23 protein-coding genes and 2 pseudogenes are annotated in these 18,730 nt (G+C 70.2%); 8 read left to right on the top strand and 17 right to left on the bottom strand.

All coding sequences use genetic code 11. The annotated features are described in order from the left end of the window. Nucleotides 1-46 precede the first annotated feature (46 nt). From ACZ5XZ_RS02300 to ACZ5XZ_RS02320, 5 genes are all read left to right on the top strand, one after another. Complete coding sequence (locus ACZ5XZ_RS02300) at nt 47-1,483, top strand: amidase (protein WP_468973716.1); 1,437 nt, start codon at nt 47-49, stop codon at nt 1,481-1,483. Nucleotides 1,484-1,774: 291 nt separating this feature from the next. Continuing rightward, nucleotides 1,775-2,323, top strand: coding sequence for a type 1 glutamine amidotransferase domain-containing protein (locus tag ACZ5XZ_RS02305; protein ID WP_468973718.1), 549 nt, complete (start codon nt 1,775-1,777; stop codon nt 2,321-2,323). Between the two features lie 50 nt (nt 2,324-2,373). Continuing rightward, entirely contained in the window at nt 2,374-4,173 is a 1,800-nt protein-coding gene (locus tag ACZ5XZ_RS02310) for a thiamine pyrophosphate-requiring protein (RefSeq protein WP_468973720.1), read from the top strand. Between the two features lie 302 nt (nt 4,174-4,475). After that, nucleotides 4,476-5,015 carry a cysteine hydrolase family protein gene (locus ACZ5XZ_RS02315; protein WP_468973722.1) on the top strand — a complete coding sequence of 180 codons (540 nt, stop codon included), beginning with the start codon at nt 4,476-4,478 and terminating at the stop codon, nt 5,013-5,015. Nucleotides 5,016-5,199: 184 nt separating this feature from the next. Beyond that, complete coding sequence (locus ACZ5XZ_RS02320) at nt 5,200-5,526, top strand: plasmid stabilization protein (protein ID WP_468973724.1); 327 nt, start codon at nt 5,200-5,202, stop codon at nt 5,524-5,526. Between the two features lie 54 nt (nt 5,527-5,580). Here ACZ5XZ_RS02320 and ACZ5XZ_RS02325 read toward each other — a convergent pair. From ACZ5XZ_RS02325 to ACZ5XZ_RS02335, 3 genes and pseudogenes are all read right to left on the bottom strand, one after another. Beyond that, nucleotides 5,581-5,872 (bottom strand): annotated as a pseudogene (locus ACZ5XZ_RS02325) (hypothetical protein); the annotation flags it as partial. A 112-nt stretch (nt 5,873-5,984) separates the two neighbouring features. Then, a complete protein-coding gene (locus ACZ5XZ_RS02330; RefSeq protein WP_468973726.1) occupies nt 5,985-6,515 on the bottom strand; it encodes a hypothetical protein in 531 nt (176 codons plus the stop codon). Nucleotides 6,516-6,880: 365 nt separating this feature from the next. Next, complete coding sequence (locus ACZ5XZ_RS02335) at nt 6,881-8,083, bottom strand: IS110 family RNA-guided transposase (protein WP_468973729.1); 1,203 nt, start codon at nt 8,081-8,083, stop codon at nt 6,881-6,883. Between the two features lie 207 nt (nt 8,084-8,290). Here ACZ5XZ_RS02335 and ACZ5XZ_RS02340 point away from each other — a divergent pair, with 207 nt between their 5' ends. Then, nucleotides 8,291-8,851 (top strand): hemerythrin domain-containing protein, encoded by a 561-nt coding sequence (locus tag ACZ5XZ_RS02340; protein ID WP_468973731.1) that lies wholly within the window; start codon nt 8,291-8,293, stop codon nt 8,849-8,851. A gap of 144 nt (nt 8,852-8,995) precedes the next feature. After that, the gene (locus ACZ5XZ_RS02345; protein WP_468973733.1) at nt 8,996-9,952 is read left to right on the top strand and encodes a TIGR03557 family F420-dependent LLM class oxidoreductase; all 957 of its coding nucleotides are present in this window, start codon (nt 8,996-8,998) and stop codon (nt 9,950-9,952) included. A gap of 36 nt (nt 9,953-9,988) precedes the next feature. Here the strand turns inward: ACZ5XZ_RS02345 and ACZ5XZ_RS02350 are convergent, their stop codons facing one another. The 4 genes from ACZ5XZ_RS02350 to ACZ5XZ_RS02365 all read right to left on the bottom strand — a co-directional run bounded on the left by ACZ5XZ_RS02350 (nt 9,989) and on the right by ACZ5XZ_RS02365 (nt 13,551). Then, entirely contained in the window at nt 9,989-10,873 is an 885-nt protein-coding gene (locus ACZ5XZ_RS02350) for a Rieske (2Fe-2S) protein (protein WP_468973736.1), read from the bottom strand. A gap of 255 nt (nt 10,874-11,128) precedes the next feature. Next, on the bottom strand, nt 11,129-11,740 hold the full coding sequence (locus ACZ5XZ_RS02355) for a lipoprotein (RefSeq protein ID WP_468973738.1): 612 nt from the start codon (nt 11,738-11,740) through the stop codon (nt 11,129-11,131). A 140-nt stretch (nt 11,741-11,880) separates the two neighbouring features. Continuing rightward, nucleotides 11,881-13,086 carry an AI-2E family transporter gene (locus ACZ5XZ_RS02360; protein ID WP_468973740.1) on the bottom strand — a complete coding sequence of 402 codons (1,206 nt, stop codon included), beginning with the start codon at nt 13,084-13,086 and terminating at the stop codon, nt 11,881-11,883. Between the two features lie 213 nt (nt 13,087-13,299). Beyond that, nucleotides 13,300-13,551, bottom strand: a complete 252-nt coding sequence (locus tag ACZ5XZ_RS02365; RefSeq protein ID WP_468973742.1) for a hypothetical protein — start codon at nt 13,549-13,551, stop codon at nt 13,300-13,302. A 142-nt stretch (nt 13,552-13,693) separates the two neighbouring features. Here ACZ5XZ_RS02365 and ACZ5XZ_RS02370 point away from each other — a divergent pair, with 142 nt between their 5' ends. Further along, nucleotides 13,694-14,149 carry a VTC domain-containing protein gene (locus ACZ5XZ_RS02370; RefSeq protein ID WP_468973744.1) on the top strand — a complete coding sequence of 152 codons (456 nt, stop codon included), beginning with the start codon at nt 13,694-13,696 and terminating at the stop codon, nt 14,147-14,149. A 64-nt stretch (nt 14,150-14,213) separates the two neighbouring features. Here the strand turns inward: ACZ5XZ_RS02370 and ACZ5XZ_RS02375 are convergent, their stop codons facing one another. The 10 genes and pseudogenes from ACZ5XZ_RS02375 to ACZ5XZ_RS02420 all read right to left on the bottom strand — a co-directional run bounded on the left by ACZ5XZ_RS02375 (nt 14,214) and on the right by ACZ5XZ_RS02420 (nt 18,633). Then, a complete protein-coding gene (locus ACZ5XZ_RS02375) occupies nt 14,214-14,384 on the bottom strand; it encodes a hydrophobic protein (protein ID WP_360944446.1) in 171 nt (56 codons plus the stop codon). An 82-nt stretch (nt 14,385-14,466) separates the two neighbouring features. Continuing rightward, a complete protein-coding gene (locus ACZ5XZ_RS02380; RefSeq protein WP_468973746.1) occupies nt 14,467-14,796 on the bottom strand; it encodes a gas vesicle protein K in 330 nt (109 codons plus the stop codon). 118 nt (nt 14,797-14,914) lie between these two features. After that, a pseudogene (locus ACZ5XZ_RS02385) lies at nt 14,915-15,055 on the bottom strand (gas vesicle protein); the annotation flags it as partial. Continuing rightward, on the bottom strand, nt 15,052-15,840 hold the full coding sequence (locus tag ACZ5XZ_RS02390) for a GvpL/GvpF family gas vesicle protein (RefSeq protein WP_468973748.1): 789 nt from the start codon (nt 15,838-15,840) through the stop codon (nt 15,052-15,054). The pseudogene ACZ5XZ_RS02385 and the gene ACZ5XZ_RS02390, both read right to left, overlap by 4 nt. Continuing rightward, complete coding sequence (locus tag ACZ5XZ_RS02395) at nt 15,837-16,175, bottom strand: gas vesicle protein (RefSeq protein WP_468973750.1); 339 nt, start codon at nt 16,173-16,175, stop codon at nt 15,837-15,839. Before ACZ5XZ_RS02395 ends, ACZ5XZ_RS02390 begins: the two co-directional genes overlap by 4 nt. 5 nt (nt 16,176-16,180) lie before the next feature. Beyond that, a complete protein-coding gene (locus tag ACZ5XZ_RS02400) occupies nt 16,181-16,435 on the bottom strand; it encodes a gas vesicle protein GvpG (protein ID WP_468973752.1) in 255 nt (84 codons plus the stop codon). Nucleotides 16,436-16,489: 54 nt separating this feature from the next. Beyond that, nucleotides 16,490-17,203, bottom strand: coding sequence for a GvpL/GvpF family gas vesicle protein (locus tag ACZ5XZ_RS02405; RefSeq protein WP_468973754.1), 714 nt, complete (start codon nt 17,201-17,203; stop codon nt 16,490-16,492). Between the two features lie 3 nt (nt 17,204-17,206). Continuing rightward, entirely contained in the window at nt 17,207-17,650 is a 444-nt protein-coding gene (locus ACZ5XZ_RS02410; protein WP_468973756.1) for a gas vesicle structural protein GvpA, read from the bottom strand. Between the two features lie 74 nt (nt 17,651-17,724). Then, nucleotides 17,725-18,084, bottom strand: coding sequence for a gas vesicle protein GvpO (locus ACZ5XZ_RS02415; RefSeq protein WP_468974161.1), 360 nt, complete (start codon nt 18,082-18,084; stop codon nt 17,725-17,727). Nucleotides 18,085-18,237: 153 nt separating this feature from the next. Then, a complete protein-coding gene (locus tag ACZ5XZ_RS02420) occupies nt 18,238-18,633 on the bottom strand; it encodes a VOC family protein (RefSeq protein ID WP_468973758.1) in 396 nt (131 codons plus the stop codon). Nucleotides 18,634-18,730 lie beyond the last annotated feature (97 nt).

The following is an 18,730-nucleotide window of genomic DNA, read 5'->3' on the forward strand; positions in this document are numbered from 1 at the left end:
CAGATACAGATCTGTATCTTTGTTGCTCGGAGCGAAGGGAGGCCCAATGGGGGCGAACGAACTGTGGCCGCTGGGGGCGACGGAGCTGGCGAAGCTGGTGGCGTCCGGAGAGGTGTCCGCGGCGGAGGCCGTGGAGGCGCACCTGGAGCGGATCGCCGCGGTGAACCCGCGGGTGAACGCGGTGACCCGGCTACTGGAGGACAGCGCCCGGCAGGCGGCGCGGGAGACCGACCGGCGTCGGGCCGCCGGCGACCGGCTGGGTCCGTTGGCCGGGGTGCCGTTCACGGTGAAGGAGAACATCCATGTCGCCGGATCGGCGACCACGCACGGCGTGCCGTACTTCCGCGACTGGGTGGCGCAGGCGGACGCACCCCCGGTACGGCGGCTGCGCGCGGCCGGGGCGATTCCGATCGGACGCACCAACATGCCCGACCTGGCGATCGCCGGGCTGCACACGGTCAGTCAGCTGTTCGGGGGCACCGTCAACCCGTGGGACCCGCAGCGCACTCCCGGCGGCACCAGCGGCGGCGACGCGGTCGTGGTGGCGACCGGCATGGCGGCGCTGGGGCTGGGCAACGACTCCGGCGGGTCGGTGCGCAACCCGGCGACGTTCAACGGCGTCGCGGGGCTGAAGCCGAGCTACGGGCGGTTCCCGGCCGACCACCGGATGAACGACCAGGAGCCGGTCCTGGGTCACCAACTCTTCCCGGTGGACGGGCCGTTGGCCCGGTCCGTGGCGGACCTGCGGGCGGCGTACGAGGTGCTCGCAGGGACGGACCCGCAGGACCCGCGGGCCGTTCCGGCCCCGCTGTACGGGCCGGCGCCGAACGCGCCGGTGCGGGTCGGCGTGGTGACCGACCCCGGCGGTCGGGGCGACGTCCACCCGGACGTGCGCGCAGCGATCGAGGCGGCGGCGGCAGCCCTGGAGGACGCCGGTCACCCCGTCGAGGAGGTGGAGGTACCGCGGCTGCAGGACGCGCTCGACGGCTACGGCGCACTGCTGCGGACCGAGTTCTCCCTGGCCTGGCCGATGCTCAGGCGGCTGCTCACCGACGACAGCGCCCGCCACATCGAGCTGGACACTCAACGCCACCCGGCTGTGGGGCTGGAGGAGTACATCCGGCAGACCGGCGTACGCCTCGGGGTCCAGCGCGCGTGGGCCCGCTTCTTCGAGCACTGTCCGCTGCTGCTCGGACCGGTGTCCACGCAGCCGATACCCGAGCCAGTGGTGCCGCGGACCGCGGAGGAGCGCGACGCGACGTTCCTGCCGATGCGGCTGCTGACCGCGTCGACGTATGTGGGGGTGCCGGCCGTGGCGGTGCCCACCGGAATCGCGTCCGGGCTGCCGCAGGGCGTCCAGGTCATGGCCGGCATGTACCGCGAGGACCTGTGCCTGGACGCGGCGCAGCGGATCGAGGAGCGCCTCGGCGTACTCACCCCGCTCGACCCTCGTCCGCGCCGTTGCGACACAGGGGAGAGGTAGGCGTCTGCGCGGTCCGGCTGCCCGTTTCGTCGGCACTCCTCCGGGCACCCGGGCGAAGAGGGCGGCCTTCCTGGCGCCGCGGAGCCCGTGAGCCGTTCGGTTACCCCGGGGCGCATCCGGCCTAATCGGGGCCGAACGGGCATGAGCGGTTCCGCCCGGCGGGAATCGGTCTGGGGGGCGCCCGCGGCCGTCCCGCCGCGTCTCCCATGCCGGCCGGACACCGACCTCCGGCCGGCACCGACACCACAGAAGACAGGCATCAAACACCACAGAAGAAAGGAACGGCATCCCATGCAGATCGCCTTTCTGGTAGCGCCCGAAGGTGTGGAACAGGTCGAACTGACCGAACCCTGGCAAGCGGTCCTGAACTCGGGTGATGTTCCGCAACTGGTGTCCACCCGAAGCGGACGGATTCAGGCGTTCCACCACTTGGACAAGGCCGACACCTTCTCGGTGGACCGTACGGTCGGCGCGACGGAAGTGACGGAATACGGCGGCCTGGTCCTGCCCGGCGGCGTCGCCAACCCCGATGCCCTGCGCATGGACAAGGACGCGGTCGCCTTCGTCAAGGGCTTCTTCGAGCGGGGCCGGCCGGTGGCGGCCATCTGCCACGCGCCGTGGACGCTGATCGAGGCCGACGTCGTGCGGGGGCGCACGCTGACCTCCTGGCCCAGCCTGCAGACCGACATCCGCAACGCTGGCGGAACCTGGGTGGACGAGCAGGTCAAGGTGTGCACCGCGGGCCACAACACGCTGATCACCAGCCGGAAACCGGGGGACCTGAAGGCCTTCTGCGCGACCTTCGTCTCGGAATTCGCCCAGGCGGGAAGGGCAGCCTGAGGCGCCGGACAAGAAGCGGGAAAGGTGACCAGCGCAAAGGAGGATCACGCGTGTCGACCAAGGTCTCCGACCACATACTCCAGCGGCTGCGCGAATGGGGTGTCGAGCAGGTCTTCGCCTATGCCGGGGACGGTATCAACGGGCTGCTCGCCGCCTGGGAACGCGCGGACAACAAGCCGAAGTTCGTTCAGGCGCGGCACGAGGAGATGGCCGCCTTCCAGGCCGTCGGGTATGCCAAGTTCTCCGGCAGGGTCGGCGTCTGCGCGGCCACGTCCGGGCCCGGTGCGATCCATCTGCTCAACGGCCTCTATGACGCCAAGCTCGACCACGTACCCGTCGTGGCGATCGTCGGGCAGACCGACCGCAGCGCCATGGGCGGCTCCTACCAGCAGGAAGTCGACCTGCAGAGCCTGTACAAGGACGTCGCCTCCGACTTCTGCGAGACGGTGACCGTCCCCGAGCAGCTGCCGAACGCCATCGACCGGGCGATCCGCACCGCCTACGGCCGGCGGACGGTGACCGCGGTGATCGTCCCGGCGGACGTCCAGGAACTGGACTACTCGCCTCCGTCGCACGCCTTCAAGATGGTCCCCTCCAGCCTCGGGATGGCCTCGTACGCGCCGATCCCGACCGAGGACGACCTCGCACGGGCGGCCGAGGTGCTCAACTCCGGGGAGAAGGTCGCCATCCTGATCGGGCAGGGCGCCCGCGGGGCACGCCCCGAGGTGGAGCGGGTCGCCGACGTGCTCGGCGCGGGGGTGGCCAAGGCGCTGCTGGGCAAGGACGCGCTCCCCGACGACCTGCCGTATGTCACCGGCGCGATCGGCCTGCTGGGGACCCGTCCCTCCTACGAGCTGATGCAGGGCTGCGACACCCTGCTGGTCATCGGATCCAGCTTTCCCTACACCCAGTTCATGCCGGAGCTCGACCAGGCACGGGCGGTCCAGATCGAGATCGACCCGCACATGGTCGGGATGCGCTATCCCTTCGAGGTCAATCTCGTCGGGGACGCGCGGGCGACGCTGCGGCGGCTGATCCCCCAGCTTGACCGCAAGAAGCACGGCAACTGGCGGAAGAAGATCGAGAAGGACACCGCACGCTGGTGGGAGGTGATGGAGCGGCGGGCCGCCGTGGAAGCCGATCCGGTCAACCCGGAGTACGTCGTGCACGCGCTGGATCCGCTGCTGCCGGACGATGTCATCCTGGCCGCGGACTCCGGCTCGGCCGCCAACTGGTACGCACGGCATCTGCGGATGCGTGGCACCATGCGCGGTTCGCTTTCCGGGACGCTGGCCACCATGGGCCCGGGTGTGCCGTATGCCATCGGTGCGAAGTTCGCCCATCCGGACCGGCCGGCACTGGCCCTCGTCGGGGACGGCGCGATGCAGATGAACGGCATGGCGGAGCTGGTCACGGCGGCCAAGTACTGGCGGGAGTGGAGCGACCCGCGGCTGATCGTCGCCGTCCTGAACAACCAGGACCTCAACCAGGTGACGTGGGAGATGCGTGCGATGGCCGGCGCTCCGCAGTTCCTCGCCTCGCAGGCGATCCCTGATGTGCCCTACGCCGACTTCGCCCGGTCCATCGGGCTCGGCGGCGTCCGGGTGGACAAGCCCGGCGAGGTCGAGGACGCCTGGCGCCAGGCCCTCGCCGCCGACCGGCCGTTCGTCGTCGACTTCCGCACCGACCCCGCCGTCCCGCCGATCCCGCCCCACGCCGACCTCGACCAGATCGAGGCCGCCACCGCCGCCGTCCTCAAGGGCGACAGCGACCGGGCGGCGATGGTCAAGCAGGGCTTGAAGGCCAAGGTCCAGGAGTTCCTCCCGGGCCGCAAGCACCACCAGGACTGACGGCACGGCACCACGCCCGGGGCACGGACCCAGTACGGGCAGGCCGGCTCCGGCGCAGGTGCGAGGCGGTCCGCCGCGCGGCACAGTGAGAGAGGCGGCATCCGGAGAAAGGCGGGCGGACCCGTGGGGAGCAGGAACGGACCGACGACGTACCGCGGCGAAGTGCTCCCGGAGCGGCTCCCGGAGGTGGGGCCGTGACCGGCGGGACAGGCTTCGACGAGCGGACCCTGCGCCGGCTCGGTGCCCTGCTCGACGTCCGCCGACGCGAACGCCCGGGGCCGAGCTGATCAGGGGCCCTCGCCATGTCCGCCACCGCACTCGTCGTGATCGACATGCTCAACTCCTACGAGCACGAGGACGCCGAACTGCTGCTGCCCTCGGTGCGCACGGTCCTGCCGCACCTCACCTCGCTGATCGAACGGGCTCGGCGGAGCGATGCCGAGGTCATTTACGTCAATGACAATTTCGGGCTGTGGCGCTCACACCATGATGAACTGCTCGACACCGTGCTCAGTGGCCCGCACGCGGACCTGGTGGAGCCGGTCCGCCCGGATGATGTTTCGCTGTTCGTGGTCAAGGCGCGACACTCGATCTTCTATCAGACGCCCCTGGAATATCTGCTGCGCCAGCACGGCATCGACAGGATTGTGCTCTGCGGTCAGGTCACCGAACAATGCGTGCTCTACTCGGCGCTCGACGCCCATATCCGGCACTTCGGTGTCACTGTCGTCGCGGACGCCTGTGCGCATATCCACCAGGACCTCGCGGAGGCCGCCCTGCGCATGATGGAACGCAATATGCAGGCCCGTATCGTCAGTTCCACCGCCGAGGAACTCTTCTGAACGATGTCCGTTCGGGCGCAGCAGGCATGGGTCCGGACCGGTCCGGTCGCGGAACTGAACGAGCGGACGTTGCGCGATCAGCTGTCCTGACCTCGGGCGCAACTGCCGAAAAGGGGCGAAAATGGATGCGTGACCGGCGGCCGCTGCCGGGACGGCACTACACGCCTACGGACGAGGAGTACCCATGCCTGCAGGTTCGAGCAAGAAGCGCGAGCGTCAATACGAGCACATCAAGGAGAGCGCCGAACAACGCGGCGAATCGACCAAGCGGGCGAAGGAGATCGCCGCCCGGACCGTGAACAAGGAACGGGCCCGCTCCGGCGAGTCGAAGACCGCGAGCAAGGTCTCCACCCAGGACAAGAAGTCCGCCTCGCAACGCGGCGGCGAACGGTCCCACAGCGGATCCCAGGGCCCCACCAAGGATCAACTGTACGAGGAGGCCAAGAAGAAGAACATCGAAGGCCGGTCCAACATGAGCAAGCAGCAGCTCCGCAACGCCCTCGGCCGGTGAACGCCGCCCTTCGCCCCCAGGTGCCGCGAGCCACCCGCGCGCCCGGGTGACTCGCGGCAGCAACAGGGTTTTGACCATGCCCTCTTCCTTTGCCTGGAACGTCTTGTAGGCCTGCGGTCCGTCCTCCAGCGGCAACTGGTGCGTGGCGAAGCCCTCGACGCCGAGCGGGTCCTCGTCGGTGAGGAGCGGGAGGATGTCGCACCGCGCCCGTCGGTGGGCCCAGGCCGAGCACCACGATGCCGGCGTCGGGCGGCGGGTCCGCGTAGGCGACCGCCTGCCAGGCGGTGGGCAGGACATCGGAGAGGTAGACGAACCGTTCGTCCGGGGGACCGGGCGGGACCTTGATCGCCGGTGACGGAGCATGCGCGACGATTCCCCGTGCGCTCCCCTTATGTCGACGGCGCGGCCGCCCGTCGCGGGCTCTCCGGATGCCGAACTAGCCGGACCATGTGACGTGTCTAGACCCGGTCGGCGTCGAGCTGGTCGCCTTGCAGGAGCCGTACGAGCGCGGCACGGTGCAGATCCGCGACCGGGGCGAGGAGATCCGGATGGCGCAGCAGTGCCGTCGCCCGGCGATCGCGTTCGTCGGGCCGAGTCAGCCGGCGGAAGTCGAGGCTCACCCCGGTGGCGTGCTCACCTCTGGCCAGGGCCGTCACCGCCTCCTCGGCGAGCTCGGGCGTGGTGAGCAGGCAGGCGGCCCAGCTCGCCACGACCTCGTCGACCCAGCTCCGCCACGGCTCCTCTGGAGCGTCGGGCCCGGACGTGTCGGCTCCGGTGATCCAGTCCAGCCGGGCGGAGCCCCCGGGGCCAAGGAGAGCGACTACGGCGACATCCGCCGCCGTCGGGTAACGCAGCCATGCCGAGACCGTGGCCGCCTGGCGGGCCTGGGCCTCCGCAAGGGCAGCGTCGACGGCGCCGCCGGTCACGGGGTACGAGCGCAGCAACCACTGCACGGTGGAGGCTATGACCGGCGAGATGTCGGTGGACAATCGGCGTCCCTTCTCTGGCGCGCCACGGGACCCGCGGTTCGCGGATCTTCCCGGGCGCCTCGGAGTCGGCCCCGTGATCCCGGGCACTCGGCAGCGTAGAGGCAAGGGCTATCGGGCGAAATGGCGCAGCTCACGCATAGCGCCGAAAGCTGCCCAGCCATCCCTCCGCTCCCGGCCCGGAGGCCGCGTCCAGGTCGTCCGGCGTGCCCCGACATGCCGCAGCACGGGTGACGGTGCGGAGCCAACCAGGGCCAAGGCTCCCCTCCCCCCGTTAGCAGTCGCCGCGCCCGGGAACACGTGGTGAGCGCCCGGCACGCGCTGCCCGGGCTGTCCGGTCCACCGCTTCAGGAGTCTCAATGACGAAGTCAAGCCGCCTGCGCGACCGGCGGGGCGGAGGTGAAGACCCGCTCGTCGCGCAGAAGAGCCCACAGCACGCTCGCTCGTCGGCGGGCGAGGGCGATGACGGCCTGGACGTGTTTGCAGCCCTCGGCGCGTTTCTTGAGGTAGAAGTCCCGGTTGGGTCCTTCACGGACGATGCTGGTCTGCGCGGACATGTAGAACACCCGTCGCAGACGGCGGCTGTAACGCTTGGGCCGGTGCAGGTTGCCGGTGCGGCGACCGGAGTCGCGGGGGACGGGGACGAGTCCCGCGGCGGAAGCGAGATGGCCGGCGTCGGCGTAGGCGGTCAAGTCGCCTGCGGCGACGACGAACTCCGCTCCCAATATGGGTCCCATGCCGGGCATGGACTCGATGATCCCGGCCTGCGGATGGCTGCGGAACGTCTCGCGGATCTGCTTGTCGATGCGCTTGAGCCGCTCGTCCAGGGCGAGGATCTGGGCAGCGAGGTCGGCCACGATCTGTGCGGCGACATCCTCACCAGGCAGGGCGGCCTGCTGGGCTTGCGCGGCCTCCAGCGCCGTCGCGGCGACAGCATCGGCGCCCCGGACGCTGCGGTTGGCCAGCCAGGCCGTCAGCCGGGCCCGGCCCCGGCGGCGGATCGAGGCGGGGGTCTGGTAGCCGGTCAGCAGCACCAGTGCGCCCTTGTGGCTGCTGTAGTCGAAGGACCGCTCCAGAGCAGGAAAGACGCCGGTCAGTACGTCACGCAACCGGTTGATCATCCGTACCCGGTCGGCGACCAGATCGGACCGGTGGGCCGTCAGCAGTGCCAGGTCGGCGGCCAGCTGGGCGGGCACGTCGATGGAGGCGAAGTCCCGGCGGTGGCGTGCGGTTTCGGCGATGACGTAGGCGTCGCGGGCGTCGGTCTTGGCTTCGCCCCGGTAGGCGCCGGACATGCGGTTGACCGTGCGGCCGGGCACGTAGACGGCCTGCTGGCCGTGGGCCGCAAGCAGGGCCAGCAACAGCGCGGAGGACGTGCCGGAGATATCCACCGCCCAGTGGACCTCGTCGGCCAAGTCCAGGATCTCGCCGAGCGCGGTCAGGATCGCCGACTCATCGTTCTCGACCTTCTTCGACCACAGGGTCGCGCCGGTCTCGTCGACCGCCGCCGCCCAGTGATGCCCCTTGCCTGCGTCGATGCCTGCCCAGACCTGGGCCTGTCGCTTGCTCATTCGCCCCTCCTCGTCTCCAACGGCATGCCGTCGGCCCGAGGAACACCCCGCTGTCAGCTCCGTAATCAGCGACCTAAGCGCACATCTCAATCAGCAGCCAGGGCGCCCCGGAGAGCCGGACGGCCACTCCTCAAGAGCCACAACAGGCAAGCACCCATCAGCCACATCCGGCCCTCCCGGGCCGCCTAACAACTTACGGAGGTACCCATGGCGCACGGCGGAAACATCATCGAGGAACTGACCACGGACCATCGCGAGGTCGAGGACCTCTTCGGGCGGATCGAGGCCCTGCCCAGCGGCCACCACGACCGCAAGCGCCTCATCGACGAGGCGACCATTGAGCTCGTACGGCACTCCGTCGCGGAGGAGCAGTACCTGTACCCGGCGGTACGCGAGCATGTGGCCAACGGCGATGCGATGGCCGACAAGGAGCTCAAGGACCACGGGGAGGTGGAGAAGATCCTCAAGAGGCTCGAAGGCTGCTCCGCCGACGACCCGCAGCTGGACCAGCTGTTCATGACTCTCAAGGATGCGGTCAGCCGCCATGTGCAGGACGAGGAGAGCAACCTCTTCCCCCAGCTGAGCATGGCCTGCTCGGACGAGGCCCTGGACACACTCGGCGACAAGATCCGTATGGCGAAGAAGATGGCTCCCACCCGTCCGCACCCGGCCGCCCCCGTCACGCCGCCGGCGAACAAGATCCTCGCGCCGGGGACCGGGCTGGTGGACCGGGTCCGGGACTTCGTCACGGGCCGGGGGAAGTCCTGATCGGCCACGTCGCACACAGCGGTCTCCGGCGCTGACGCAGGGTGCGGACCGCGCTCTCGTCGCCGCTGCCGCAAGGTGCGGAGCGACACGCGTCTCCGTACGGTCAAAGGTGCCCGGCAGGCCCGACACACCCGCGGAGGAGCAATGGCTGAGTACGGGTACTTCCTGGCCAGCGAAGAGCACGGCCCGGCGGCGCTGGTGGAACAGGCGCGGATGGCCGAACAGGCCGGCTTCACCGCACTGTGGATTTCCGACCACTTTCATCCCTGGCACGATGCGCAGGGCCAGAGCCCCTTCGTCTGGTCGGTGATCGGCGCGTTGTCCCAGGTGACGTCGCTCCCGATCGAGACCGCCGTGACGTGCCCCACGATGCGCCTGCACCCCGCGGTCACCGCTCAGGCGGCTGCGACAGCAGCGGTGCAGACGAACGGGATGTTCCGGCTCGGAGTGGGTTCCGGCGAAGCCCTCAACGAGCACATCCTCGGCGACCGCTGGCCACAGGCCGCTGTTCGTCTGGAGATGCTGGAAGAGGCCGTACAGGTGATGCGCAGCCTCTTCACGGGGGAGGAGGTGAGCCACCACGGGAAGTACTACACGGTCGAGAACGCGCGCCTCTACACGGTTCCCGAGGAGCCGGTGCCCATCGACGTCTCCGGGTTCGGGCCGGCCGCGACCGAAGTGGCCGGCCGTATCGGGGACGGATTCGTCACGATGTCCCCGGACGCCGATGCCGTGCGGCGATTCCGGCGCGGTGGTGGTGCGACGAAACCCGCCATGGGCGGATTGAAGGTGTGCTGGTCACAGGACCGTGAAGCGGCAGTGCAGACCGCCCACCGCCTCTGGGCCAACGAACAACTGCCGGGAGAGCTGCCCCAGGTCCTGCCCACGCCGCGCCACTTCGAGCAGGCCAATCAGTTGATCACCCGCGAGACGGTGGCACAGAACGTGCCCTGTGGACCGGACGCCGAGGCGTACGTGAAGGCGATCAGTGCATACGTCGAGGCGGGCTTCGACGCCGTATACCTCAGCCAGATCGGCCCTGACCAGCGCGGATTCTTCGATTTCTATCGTTCCGAAGTGCTGCCCCAGCTTCCCGGCTGAGCGACACCGCAACGGGTGCAGGGGGCCCTCCCCGGATCAGCCGGCCCCCGGCAGCCGCACCTGGACGGTTCCGCTCTCGTCCAGACGCACCAGGAACGAGGGCTGTGGAGCCGTCGCGGGCCCGCGGACGTTCGCGCCGTCGGCGAGCCTGAAGACGCTGCCGTGCCAGGGGCACTCCACACAACCGTCGGTCACCTTGCCGCTCGACAGGGGGCCCGACAGATGGCTGCAGCGGTCGGCCAGTACGTGGATCCGTCCGTCCGTTTCGCGGACGACGAGCACCGGTACCTCGCCCAGCTGTCGGCGCACCGCCTGGCCGACCGGGAAATCCTGCACGCTTCCCACGGACTGCCACTCGTCCCCCAGCAGACGGGACACGGGCTCCGACTTGTTCGGGCCGGCGGCCTGCCGGAAGGCGAGGTGGCCGCCGAGCATTCCTCCGGCACCCGCCGCGCACAGCCCTGCCAGGCCCAAGGCCTTGCCCCACACCGTGCGGCCCCGCCCGCGTTGCACCCACGACCCCGTGTACAGGCCGACGGCCACCGCGGTCGACACGGCGTGCACCAAGCCGGTACGCATCTGGTCCTCGTGCTGCTCGGCCCAGTCCACCCAGCCCGCCAGCGCGGCCGGAGCAGCGGCGAGGACGCCCACTCCCACCAGCAGCCGGGAGCCGCGGCCGGTACCGGGCACGGCATCCAACACCGCGGAGGACAGCCATGTCCCGAGGGGGACCTGCACCAACACCGGATGCAGCGGGTGACCGATGGGCAGCCCGTGCAGCACATCGCGAGCACGCCCCAGAGGCAGCCGTCGCACCACACGCTGCACGGGGGCGATGACGGCGTCCAGCTTCTCCAGGCGGCCGAGCGCGTCGAGCGCGCGCAGGAACGAATCCTCGGTACGCGCGACCGGGCCCTTCATCTGATGCCTACTCAGGCCCCGCGAAGAACCACCATGGGAACTGGCCGACACTCGCATCCTCGTCCTCCTGTCGTCTTCGACTCCAGGAAGGTGATGCCCCCTTCGACTCGCGCCGGACGCCCGATCACCCGTCCGGCTGCCGGCCCTGACGCGAGCGGCTCACGTGGTGCCGGGCAGCCGGTCCCGGTGTCTCGACCGAGCGGGCTTGTTCGTGCGGTGCGGCCGCGCGCGTCCAGGAGGGCGCGGCCGCGTCGCTCAGGAGGTCAGGCCGAGGGACTTCTTGGCCAGATCGAACGCCGGGAGCATGGCCTTGTGCTCGGCTGCGTTGAGCCCTCCGAGATGGATGACCACGCCACCGTGCTTGGTCATCACGGCCAGCGCGCGTTCGGGCCTGACCTCGCCGGCGGACAGGTCGGTGACGGTGTAGCCGGCTTCGGTGGCGGACAGGCCACCGGCCTTGGTCTCGCGGAACGTGACGTTGCTCTCGAAGTGCTCGGCGGCGACGAACTGCTTCATCAGGGCGCGGGATGTGCCGCCGGGCGCGGCAGTGCCCTTGGTGCCGGACCACACGGTGAGGAAGCCGATGTGTCCGGTGGGCTTGGCGTCGAGTTCGCAGGCGGGTGTGAGCGGTCCCTGATGGCCGAGCGGGCCCATCCGGTCCACCGTCGCCCGCGTGATGGCCACTGCCTTCCAGGACGTCGCGAGGGTGAAGTGCACCGGCAGTTCGCACGCCGTGCCCTTGTCGCCCAGCTTCTTCTCGGCGACCTTCTTCTTCTCGCCCCCGCCTGCGCCCCAGCCGAACGAGCAGCCGCTGAGCACGCTCATCGCGACCAACGCCCCCACCACGGCCTGCGATGCCTTGCGCATTCCGAAATCCCCCACCCTTGAGCATGAAGTTCTGAAAAATCGCCGCAGCCTATACGACATGTTTGATCTCGAACCACAGTTTTTCCGAAGCCGCAGCAGCGGGGTGCGCGCAGACCGGGGGAAGGGGAGTACCGGAGGCGTCAGGCTGGTGCACGGTCGTCCGGGGCGCGGAGGGCCTGGATCACGGACCAGGCGACCGAGACCATGGGTACGGCCACGACAGCGCCGATGACTCCTGCGACGATGCTGCCGGCGATGACGCAGATGGCGACGACCACCGGATGGAGCCGCACCGCCCAGCTCAACACGAGCGGGTGCAGCACATGGCCTTCGAGCTGGCCGATGACGACGATGAGCGACAGTACGAGCAGGGCGACCAGCGGGCCGCGCCCCGCCAGAGCCACCATGGTGGCCACCGCCAGCGCGATGGGCGACCCGACCAGCGGGACGAAGGCGGCGACGAACTCCAGCAGGGCCAGTGGCAGAGCCAACGGCACCCGCAGTACGAACAGTGCGAGTCCGACGAGCAGGGCGTTGGTGCCGGCCACGATGATGATGCCGCGGGTGTAGCCGGCGAAGGTGTGCCATGCCGCCCGCCCGGCGCCGCGCCACCGGAAGCGGGCGGCCTCCGGCAGCTGGGCACAGCTCCACAGCCACAGCCGTTCGCCCGAGTGGATGAAGAAGACCGAGCAGAACAGCGCCAGCGCACCCCCGGTGACCAGCTCGATGGCCCGGCCGGCCCCGCTGAGCGCGCCGCTGATCAGAGTGGAGCGGTGCGAGGCCAGGAAGGAGGCGGTCTTTCCCTGCAGATCTGCCAGCGCGGAGTGACTGACGTGGAACGGGGGGCCTTCCAGCCATTGCTTGATCCGGTCGATGCCCCCGCCGAGTTCCCCCGCGAGCCGATCCCATTCCCCCGCCACCGCGTGGCCCACCAGCGCCAGCAGCGCCAACAGCGCCACGATGCTGCCCAGCACGGAAACCACCACTGCCACCGCTCGGGGCAGTCGGCGGGACAGCAGGTCGACCAGCGGCCGCAGCACCGAGGTGACCACCAGGGCGAGGAACACCGCGACCGCGACGAGCTGGAAGCGGCCCAGCACCGTGAACGCCGCGTACACCACCACCCCGACTGCCAGCAGCCGCCACGCATATGCGGCGGCCATCCGCAGCCCGGCGGGGACCGAAGCGCCGTCCCCGCGCGTCCGGACGCCGGGTACGGCGGACCTCGACCGGGCCCGGCCCACCGCTCCCGCCGGCCGGCTGCCCAGCACCACATGCCGCGGACGGCCGTGCCCCGGCCCCCGTCGGTTGGGCCGCTGGGCGGGGCGGCCATACCTGTTGCTCACCTGGGCACTTCCTCCCGCGTCCCAGTGCGGTTCGCGCTGTTGGAAAGACGCCCGCCTCGGGCAGATCGATGTGCGGTATCAAATGATCATTTATCCCGGAAGGCCCGGAGGGAAACAACCGCCATCCGTGGGCGGTGCCGGGACTCGCCCACAGGCGTGGCCGGCCTCAACACCGCTCGTCCGGGCAGCGGGAGCCGGCCCGGCGCGGCGCTCTCAGCCGGCCCGTACGAAGCTGAGCAGCACGCCGGTGCCGAGCCACGGCTCGACCGAACAGCACTTCCAGCCCTCGCGCTCAATGGCCCGGATCGTCTCGTCGACTCCGCGGTCCGCCCTCCTGACAGCCCGCTTTCCGTACACCGGCCGATTGAGGTAGAGCTGCACCGTGTGCGTCACGTCCCCCGCTTCCCTCGCCCTGCGGGCCTCGCGGGCCATGCCCCACAGGTCGCGCCGCTTCATGCTCGTCATCCGGTACCTCCGTGTCGCCCGGCCGGGCCGGACCCGTGCCAGGTCTTCCCGCTGGCTCACCAACGTGACGGACGCCGCTGGAATAACGATGAAATTCCGGTGATCCGTGAGGACACGGGGGCCTGGGCGGAGGGCATCGGGAGTGTCGGAGGAGCTGCACGTCGCGGTAGGCAGCCGTCGCGACCCGGGCGAAGGAGCGGATCAGCGGGTTCGCATCGCCCTCCCGGGCCCGCCGCACGGTCGTCACCCGCGACACCGTCCACAGCGACCCCGCCCCGCCACACTGTGCCCCTTCCTCAGTACGGACTACCTCCGCGCGACCTTCGTGGGTGACGGCGAGCGCCTCACGTGCGACGCGGGACCGGTCTGCATCGACCTGAGGACGCGACAGGCCGTGCACTGTGCCACGGACCTCGTGCTGGTCGAGACGAAATCGACCGGGCACCTGACCGACGCGGACCGGATCCTGTACGCCCACGGTCTGCACCCCGCCGTCTTCACCAAGTACTGCGGCGCACTCGCCGCCCTGCATCCGACTCTCCCCGCCAACCGCTGGCGCCGCGCGGCACGCCGGGCTTTCGGGACTGGAGCGGGGTGACACCGTCGGTCCCGGGGGCGGGGGCGGGCGGCCGACCTGGCCCGGCCGGCCGCGCGCCCGACGGCTACCAGCGGTACCAGCGGGCGCGGCCGCCGCCGGCCCCGGTCGACCGCATCAGGAAGCCGAGCAGCCAGAAGACCAGCACGACGACGGCGGCGATCCACAACGCCTTGAGTGCGAAGCCGGCCCCGAACAGCAGCAGCGCGAGCAGTAGGACGAGTAGCAGGGGTGCCATGGGTTCCTCCTGTCATGGATGAGGGGAAATTGCTGTCTCTTTTGGGGGTGGGTCGAGAGAGGTTTGTCCAAGCTCCGGCGGTTCAGGGGGAGTTCCGCGGGAGCAGGGAACCGAGAGGCCCGAGGTCGAGATTGAGGTCGTCCATCGTGAAGCCGTAGCGCTCACACAGTTCCGACATCCGGTCGTGGAGGATCATCAGCGTCATACCGACCCGCTCCTCCTGATGCTCCGTCAGGTCGCCCTGGTCGGCTCGGTGGAGTGCGGTGCGTTCCATCAGCTGCCGCAGCAGCTCGACGATCGTCAGCACGAGTCTGATCAGATCGCGTTCGACCGTCTCCGGGTCGCTCTCCAGCCGCTGGGCGAGGGGCGCGGGCGCCGTCGGCCCGGTGGCGTCCTGGGGGTCCTGCCTCATAAGGGAATGCCTCCTGAAGGGATGCCTCCTGCCAAGGGAGTGCCTCCTGTTGCGCGATGGAGTGGACAACGGCACGGAGGCTGATCCGGACGAGGTCCACGTCGGCGATGGACAGGACCAGGTCCCCGGTGAGGACCGCGCCGCCGTTGAGGAGCCGGTCGAGGAGATCGATCAGGGCGATCTGCGGACCGGCGACTCCGGCGGGCCCGCCCGGTCCGGAGGCGCCTCCGGCGGACGCCGTGACCTCACTCGCCGTCATGCCGTCCCGCTTCGCGTCGGCCGGCTCGCGAAGGAGTACGGCGCCCACGGGCCGGTGATCTCGACCCGTACGCCGGCGTCGCCGCCGGCCAGGCCGGCCAGCGCCTGGTGGAACTCCCGCACGCGGGTGCGGGGCACGAGATACGCCTCGTTGGCGACGTTCTCGCCCGGGCCGGAGGCCAGCTCGCCCTGCTGGGGGCGGTGGGCGACCATGCCCCGCGTCAGCGGTGCCACCGTGTCCCGGACCGCGCCGGCCACGACTCCCGCCGCGCGGTACGCGTCGTCCCGCCGGCGATGTTGGTCCCGGCGCCGGCGCAGGTAGGCGCGGCCCGAGCCGGCCGACGGCGCGGCGGGGGCGGCTTCGGCGGGCGCGCGGACCGGGTCCGCGTACACCTTCACCCCGAGCTCGGCATGGCCGTGGAGCCAGGACAGCAACTCACCGAAATCCGGGGGGCGTTCGGACAACATCGCGTGTACCCGGGCGTCGTCCAGATACACCGTCGCCAGCCGCATCGGCAACACCGTCGTCCGGGCGTGCGCCGCCTCTACGACCTCGTGGTGGGTGCGGGCCAGCGCCTCCAGCTCCGCCAGGTCCGCCATCCGCTCGGTGAGCCCGTCCGTACCGAAGTCGTCGGCAGGGACGGAGGACACCAGAGCCGTCAGCCCGGACCCGGCGACGGTCCGCAGGGGGGCGCCGTGCAGCCCGGTCAGCGCGGCGGCCACCGCGTCGAGGTCGCCGCCGCCCCGCCCGACCGCGTAGACATAGCTGTGCCACGGCCCGTTCACCGGTTCTCCTCCCCGGCGGAGAGGGGCGGGGCTGCGGGCCCACGTGCCCCGGAGGAGAGTGAGGGATCGTGCTCCCACCAGTCGATGCCCATCTCCTTGGCCTTGTCGACGGAGGCGACGAGCAACCGGATTTTGATGGTCAGCAGCTCGATGTCGAGCAAATTGATCTGGATGTCGCCGGCGATGACCACGCCCTTGTCGAGGACGCGTTCCAGGATGTCGGCGAGGTTGGCGGAGGAGCCGGGCCCGGCCCCCGGCCGGCCGTACGGGGGCGGCGCGGGGGAGGTCCTCATGGGCGCGGCGGTTCCCCCCGGCCCGGTCAGCGGGTCGGACATGCGGTTCAGCCTCCTCGTGGTTGACGCCGGCGGGCCTGGAGCCACTCCAGCCGGTCCAGCAGTTCGTCCTCGCGGGCGTCGAACTCCTCGGGCTCGATTCGCCCGTCCACCAACTGCCGTTCTAATTCGGCGAGTTGCTCGTATACCGGCTCCGGGTCGTAGAACTCGTGCTCCGCGGTGAGCAGTACCTGGTCGAGGACCCAGACGGTGCCCCTGAGCGGGGCGATCGGCAGGGTCAGCAGGTGGGTGAGCAGCCCCATCGAGACCTCCCGCCCGATCGGTCTCCCGGTGCCGAGGGCGCGGCCCGGGTGCGGTCAGACGAAGCTGTACGGCGGCAGCGGGCCGTAGAGCCGGAAGGTGTACGCGTTGCCGCGCTGTTGCGCCTCGGTGTGGACCGCCTGGGAGAAGACGACTGCGTGCTCCCGCGCCACGAGGAACGAGGTGGTGAGGAAGTAGTGCTTGGTGGGTTCCCCGTCCGCGATGCGTACCGCGGCTGGTGCGAGCCGGGCCAGGATGTCCTCGCGGGCGCGGTCCTGGCGGGCCCGGACCTCGTGCGAGATCAGCTCGCCGAGCACCAGTTTGTCGTCGTGCGGCCCGGAGTTGTGCCGGGTGCGGTCGTTCAGCCGGCGCACCTCGGGGGAGTCCCGCACGATCTCCCGCAGCAGGTCCTCCTCGTCCCGCGCCACCTTCAGGTGGTACTCCCGGCAGCCGGCCAGCTCCCCGAGCCGCTGGGTGTAGGTGTCGTGCTGCTCTTCCAACACGGCGGCGACCTGCTCGTCGTCCGGCCCGACCAGCCCGAAGCGCATCGGCAGACAGCTGCCGTCGGCCATCAGGTGTTCCTGGACGTCCTGGTGGGCCGCCACGTCCCGGCGCTTGGCGCGCAGCTCCGCCGGGGCGTCGCTGACCACCGCGCACAGGTCCTTGGTCCGCACGGTGCGCAGCGGCGCCGCGGGGTCGCCGACCCCGGCGACGCCGGACAGTCGCAGCGGATGGCCGGCGCCGGTGATGGCGTAGACGTACGTCGTCATGGCTCACCCCTCCCGGCGTGCGGTGCGGCGGCCGGCGGTCGACGATGTCTTGGGTGCCGGGCGCCTCGCGGTTTCCTCGGAGTCGTCGTGGCCCTTGCGGAGGGATTCGCCGACCGCCTCGACGGCGCCCGCCAGCGCGCCCTTCGACTTTCCCTTGGCGCCGCTCTCGGTCGCCTCGCCGACGAGGTCGGTGAGCTGTTCCGGTGCCTTGCGGCCGGATTCGAGATCCAGCCGGTTGCACGCCTCCGCGAAACGCAGATAGGTGTCCACGCTCGCGACCACGACACGTATGTCGATCTTGAGTATTTCGATGCCGACGAGTGAGACCCGCACAAAGGCATCGATGACCAGCCCGCGGTCGAGAATGAGCTCCAGGACGTCGTACAGAGTGCCCGAGCCGCTGCCGCCGACCGCTGGTGCCTGGGTCTGTTGCTGAATGGCAGTCACGGTTTTGTCTGTCCCTTCCAGTTGACTGGAGCGGGCCATGACTTGGGGGAATGCGCGCTGCGGGGCTTGAGGCCCTAACGGTCGATCTGACCTCGCCCATAGCGGCGTGTGCGCTCGTATTCCAGGAGATAGCCCTGCTCGTCGAGGCGGACGCGGTAGGACGCCATCACGCTCGCGGTGTCCGGCACCCTTTCGAGTTCCCTCACTTCCACGTCCGCCAGCCAGCCGTCACCGGCGGCCTTGAGCGCGGACACCGAGCCGGGTGGGCAGTTGAGCATGTCGGCAAGCTGCGCCGCGGCGAGGCGCATTGCCGCGGGGGCGGCGATCCGGTCCGGCTCGCCGCTCGCCGCTTCCGTTTCGGTCGGTGCGAGCCTTTCCGCACCCGCCGCGTCCGCTTCCACCCTTTCCACGGTGCTTTCCTCGGTCGTCATGATCCCGCCCGTCGTGCCTCGTAGGTCATCTGCCGAAGTTGGTTCCGTCGAACGGCTGTTGGCCGTTGTTGTGTCGATGAAAAGGCGGGTGCCCGCGAACGTCGGGCGTATGCGCGAGCGGGGAAATCCCAAGGCATCTCGACATCGTCAGCTCGCTCACGTGATTCCGTGTCCCTCACGGGCAGCCAGCACGAAGGGGTGTCCGGCGGGGTCCGCGTAGCGCCGGATATCGAACGGGCCGCCGTTGTCCCGCGTCTGCAGGGGACGTGCACCGAGTTCGATCGCCTCGCGCTCCGCCTGGTCCATGGTGTCCTCGGGGACCAGGAAGTGGAGGTGTGCCTGCTGTGAGGTCTCCGGTCGAGGCCAGCTCGGCGGCGCGGCGCCGTGGTCCCGTCGAACGACGATGTGGACGCCCGCGGCCTCGACGATTTCGATGTAGTCCGGGTGGCTGCCGATGCGCGAGGTACCGCCGAGGAAACGGGCGTAGAACTCGGCGAGCTCCTCAGGTTCAGCAGCGTCCAGTACCAGGGTGCTGTATTTGGCGACGGCCATAGGGAGCCTCCTTGAGGGCAGGTCTGGGTCCATCGGTGTACCTCGTCTACCCGAAGGCCGCCCCGTGAGGCAGCTACCCGTGGAACCGGCCCCAACT

This window comes from Streptomyces sp. NPDC033270 (genome assembly GCF_055576575.1).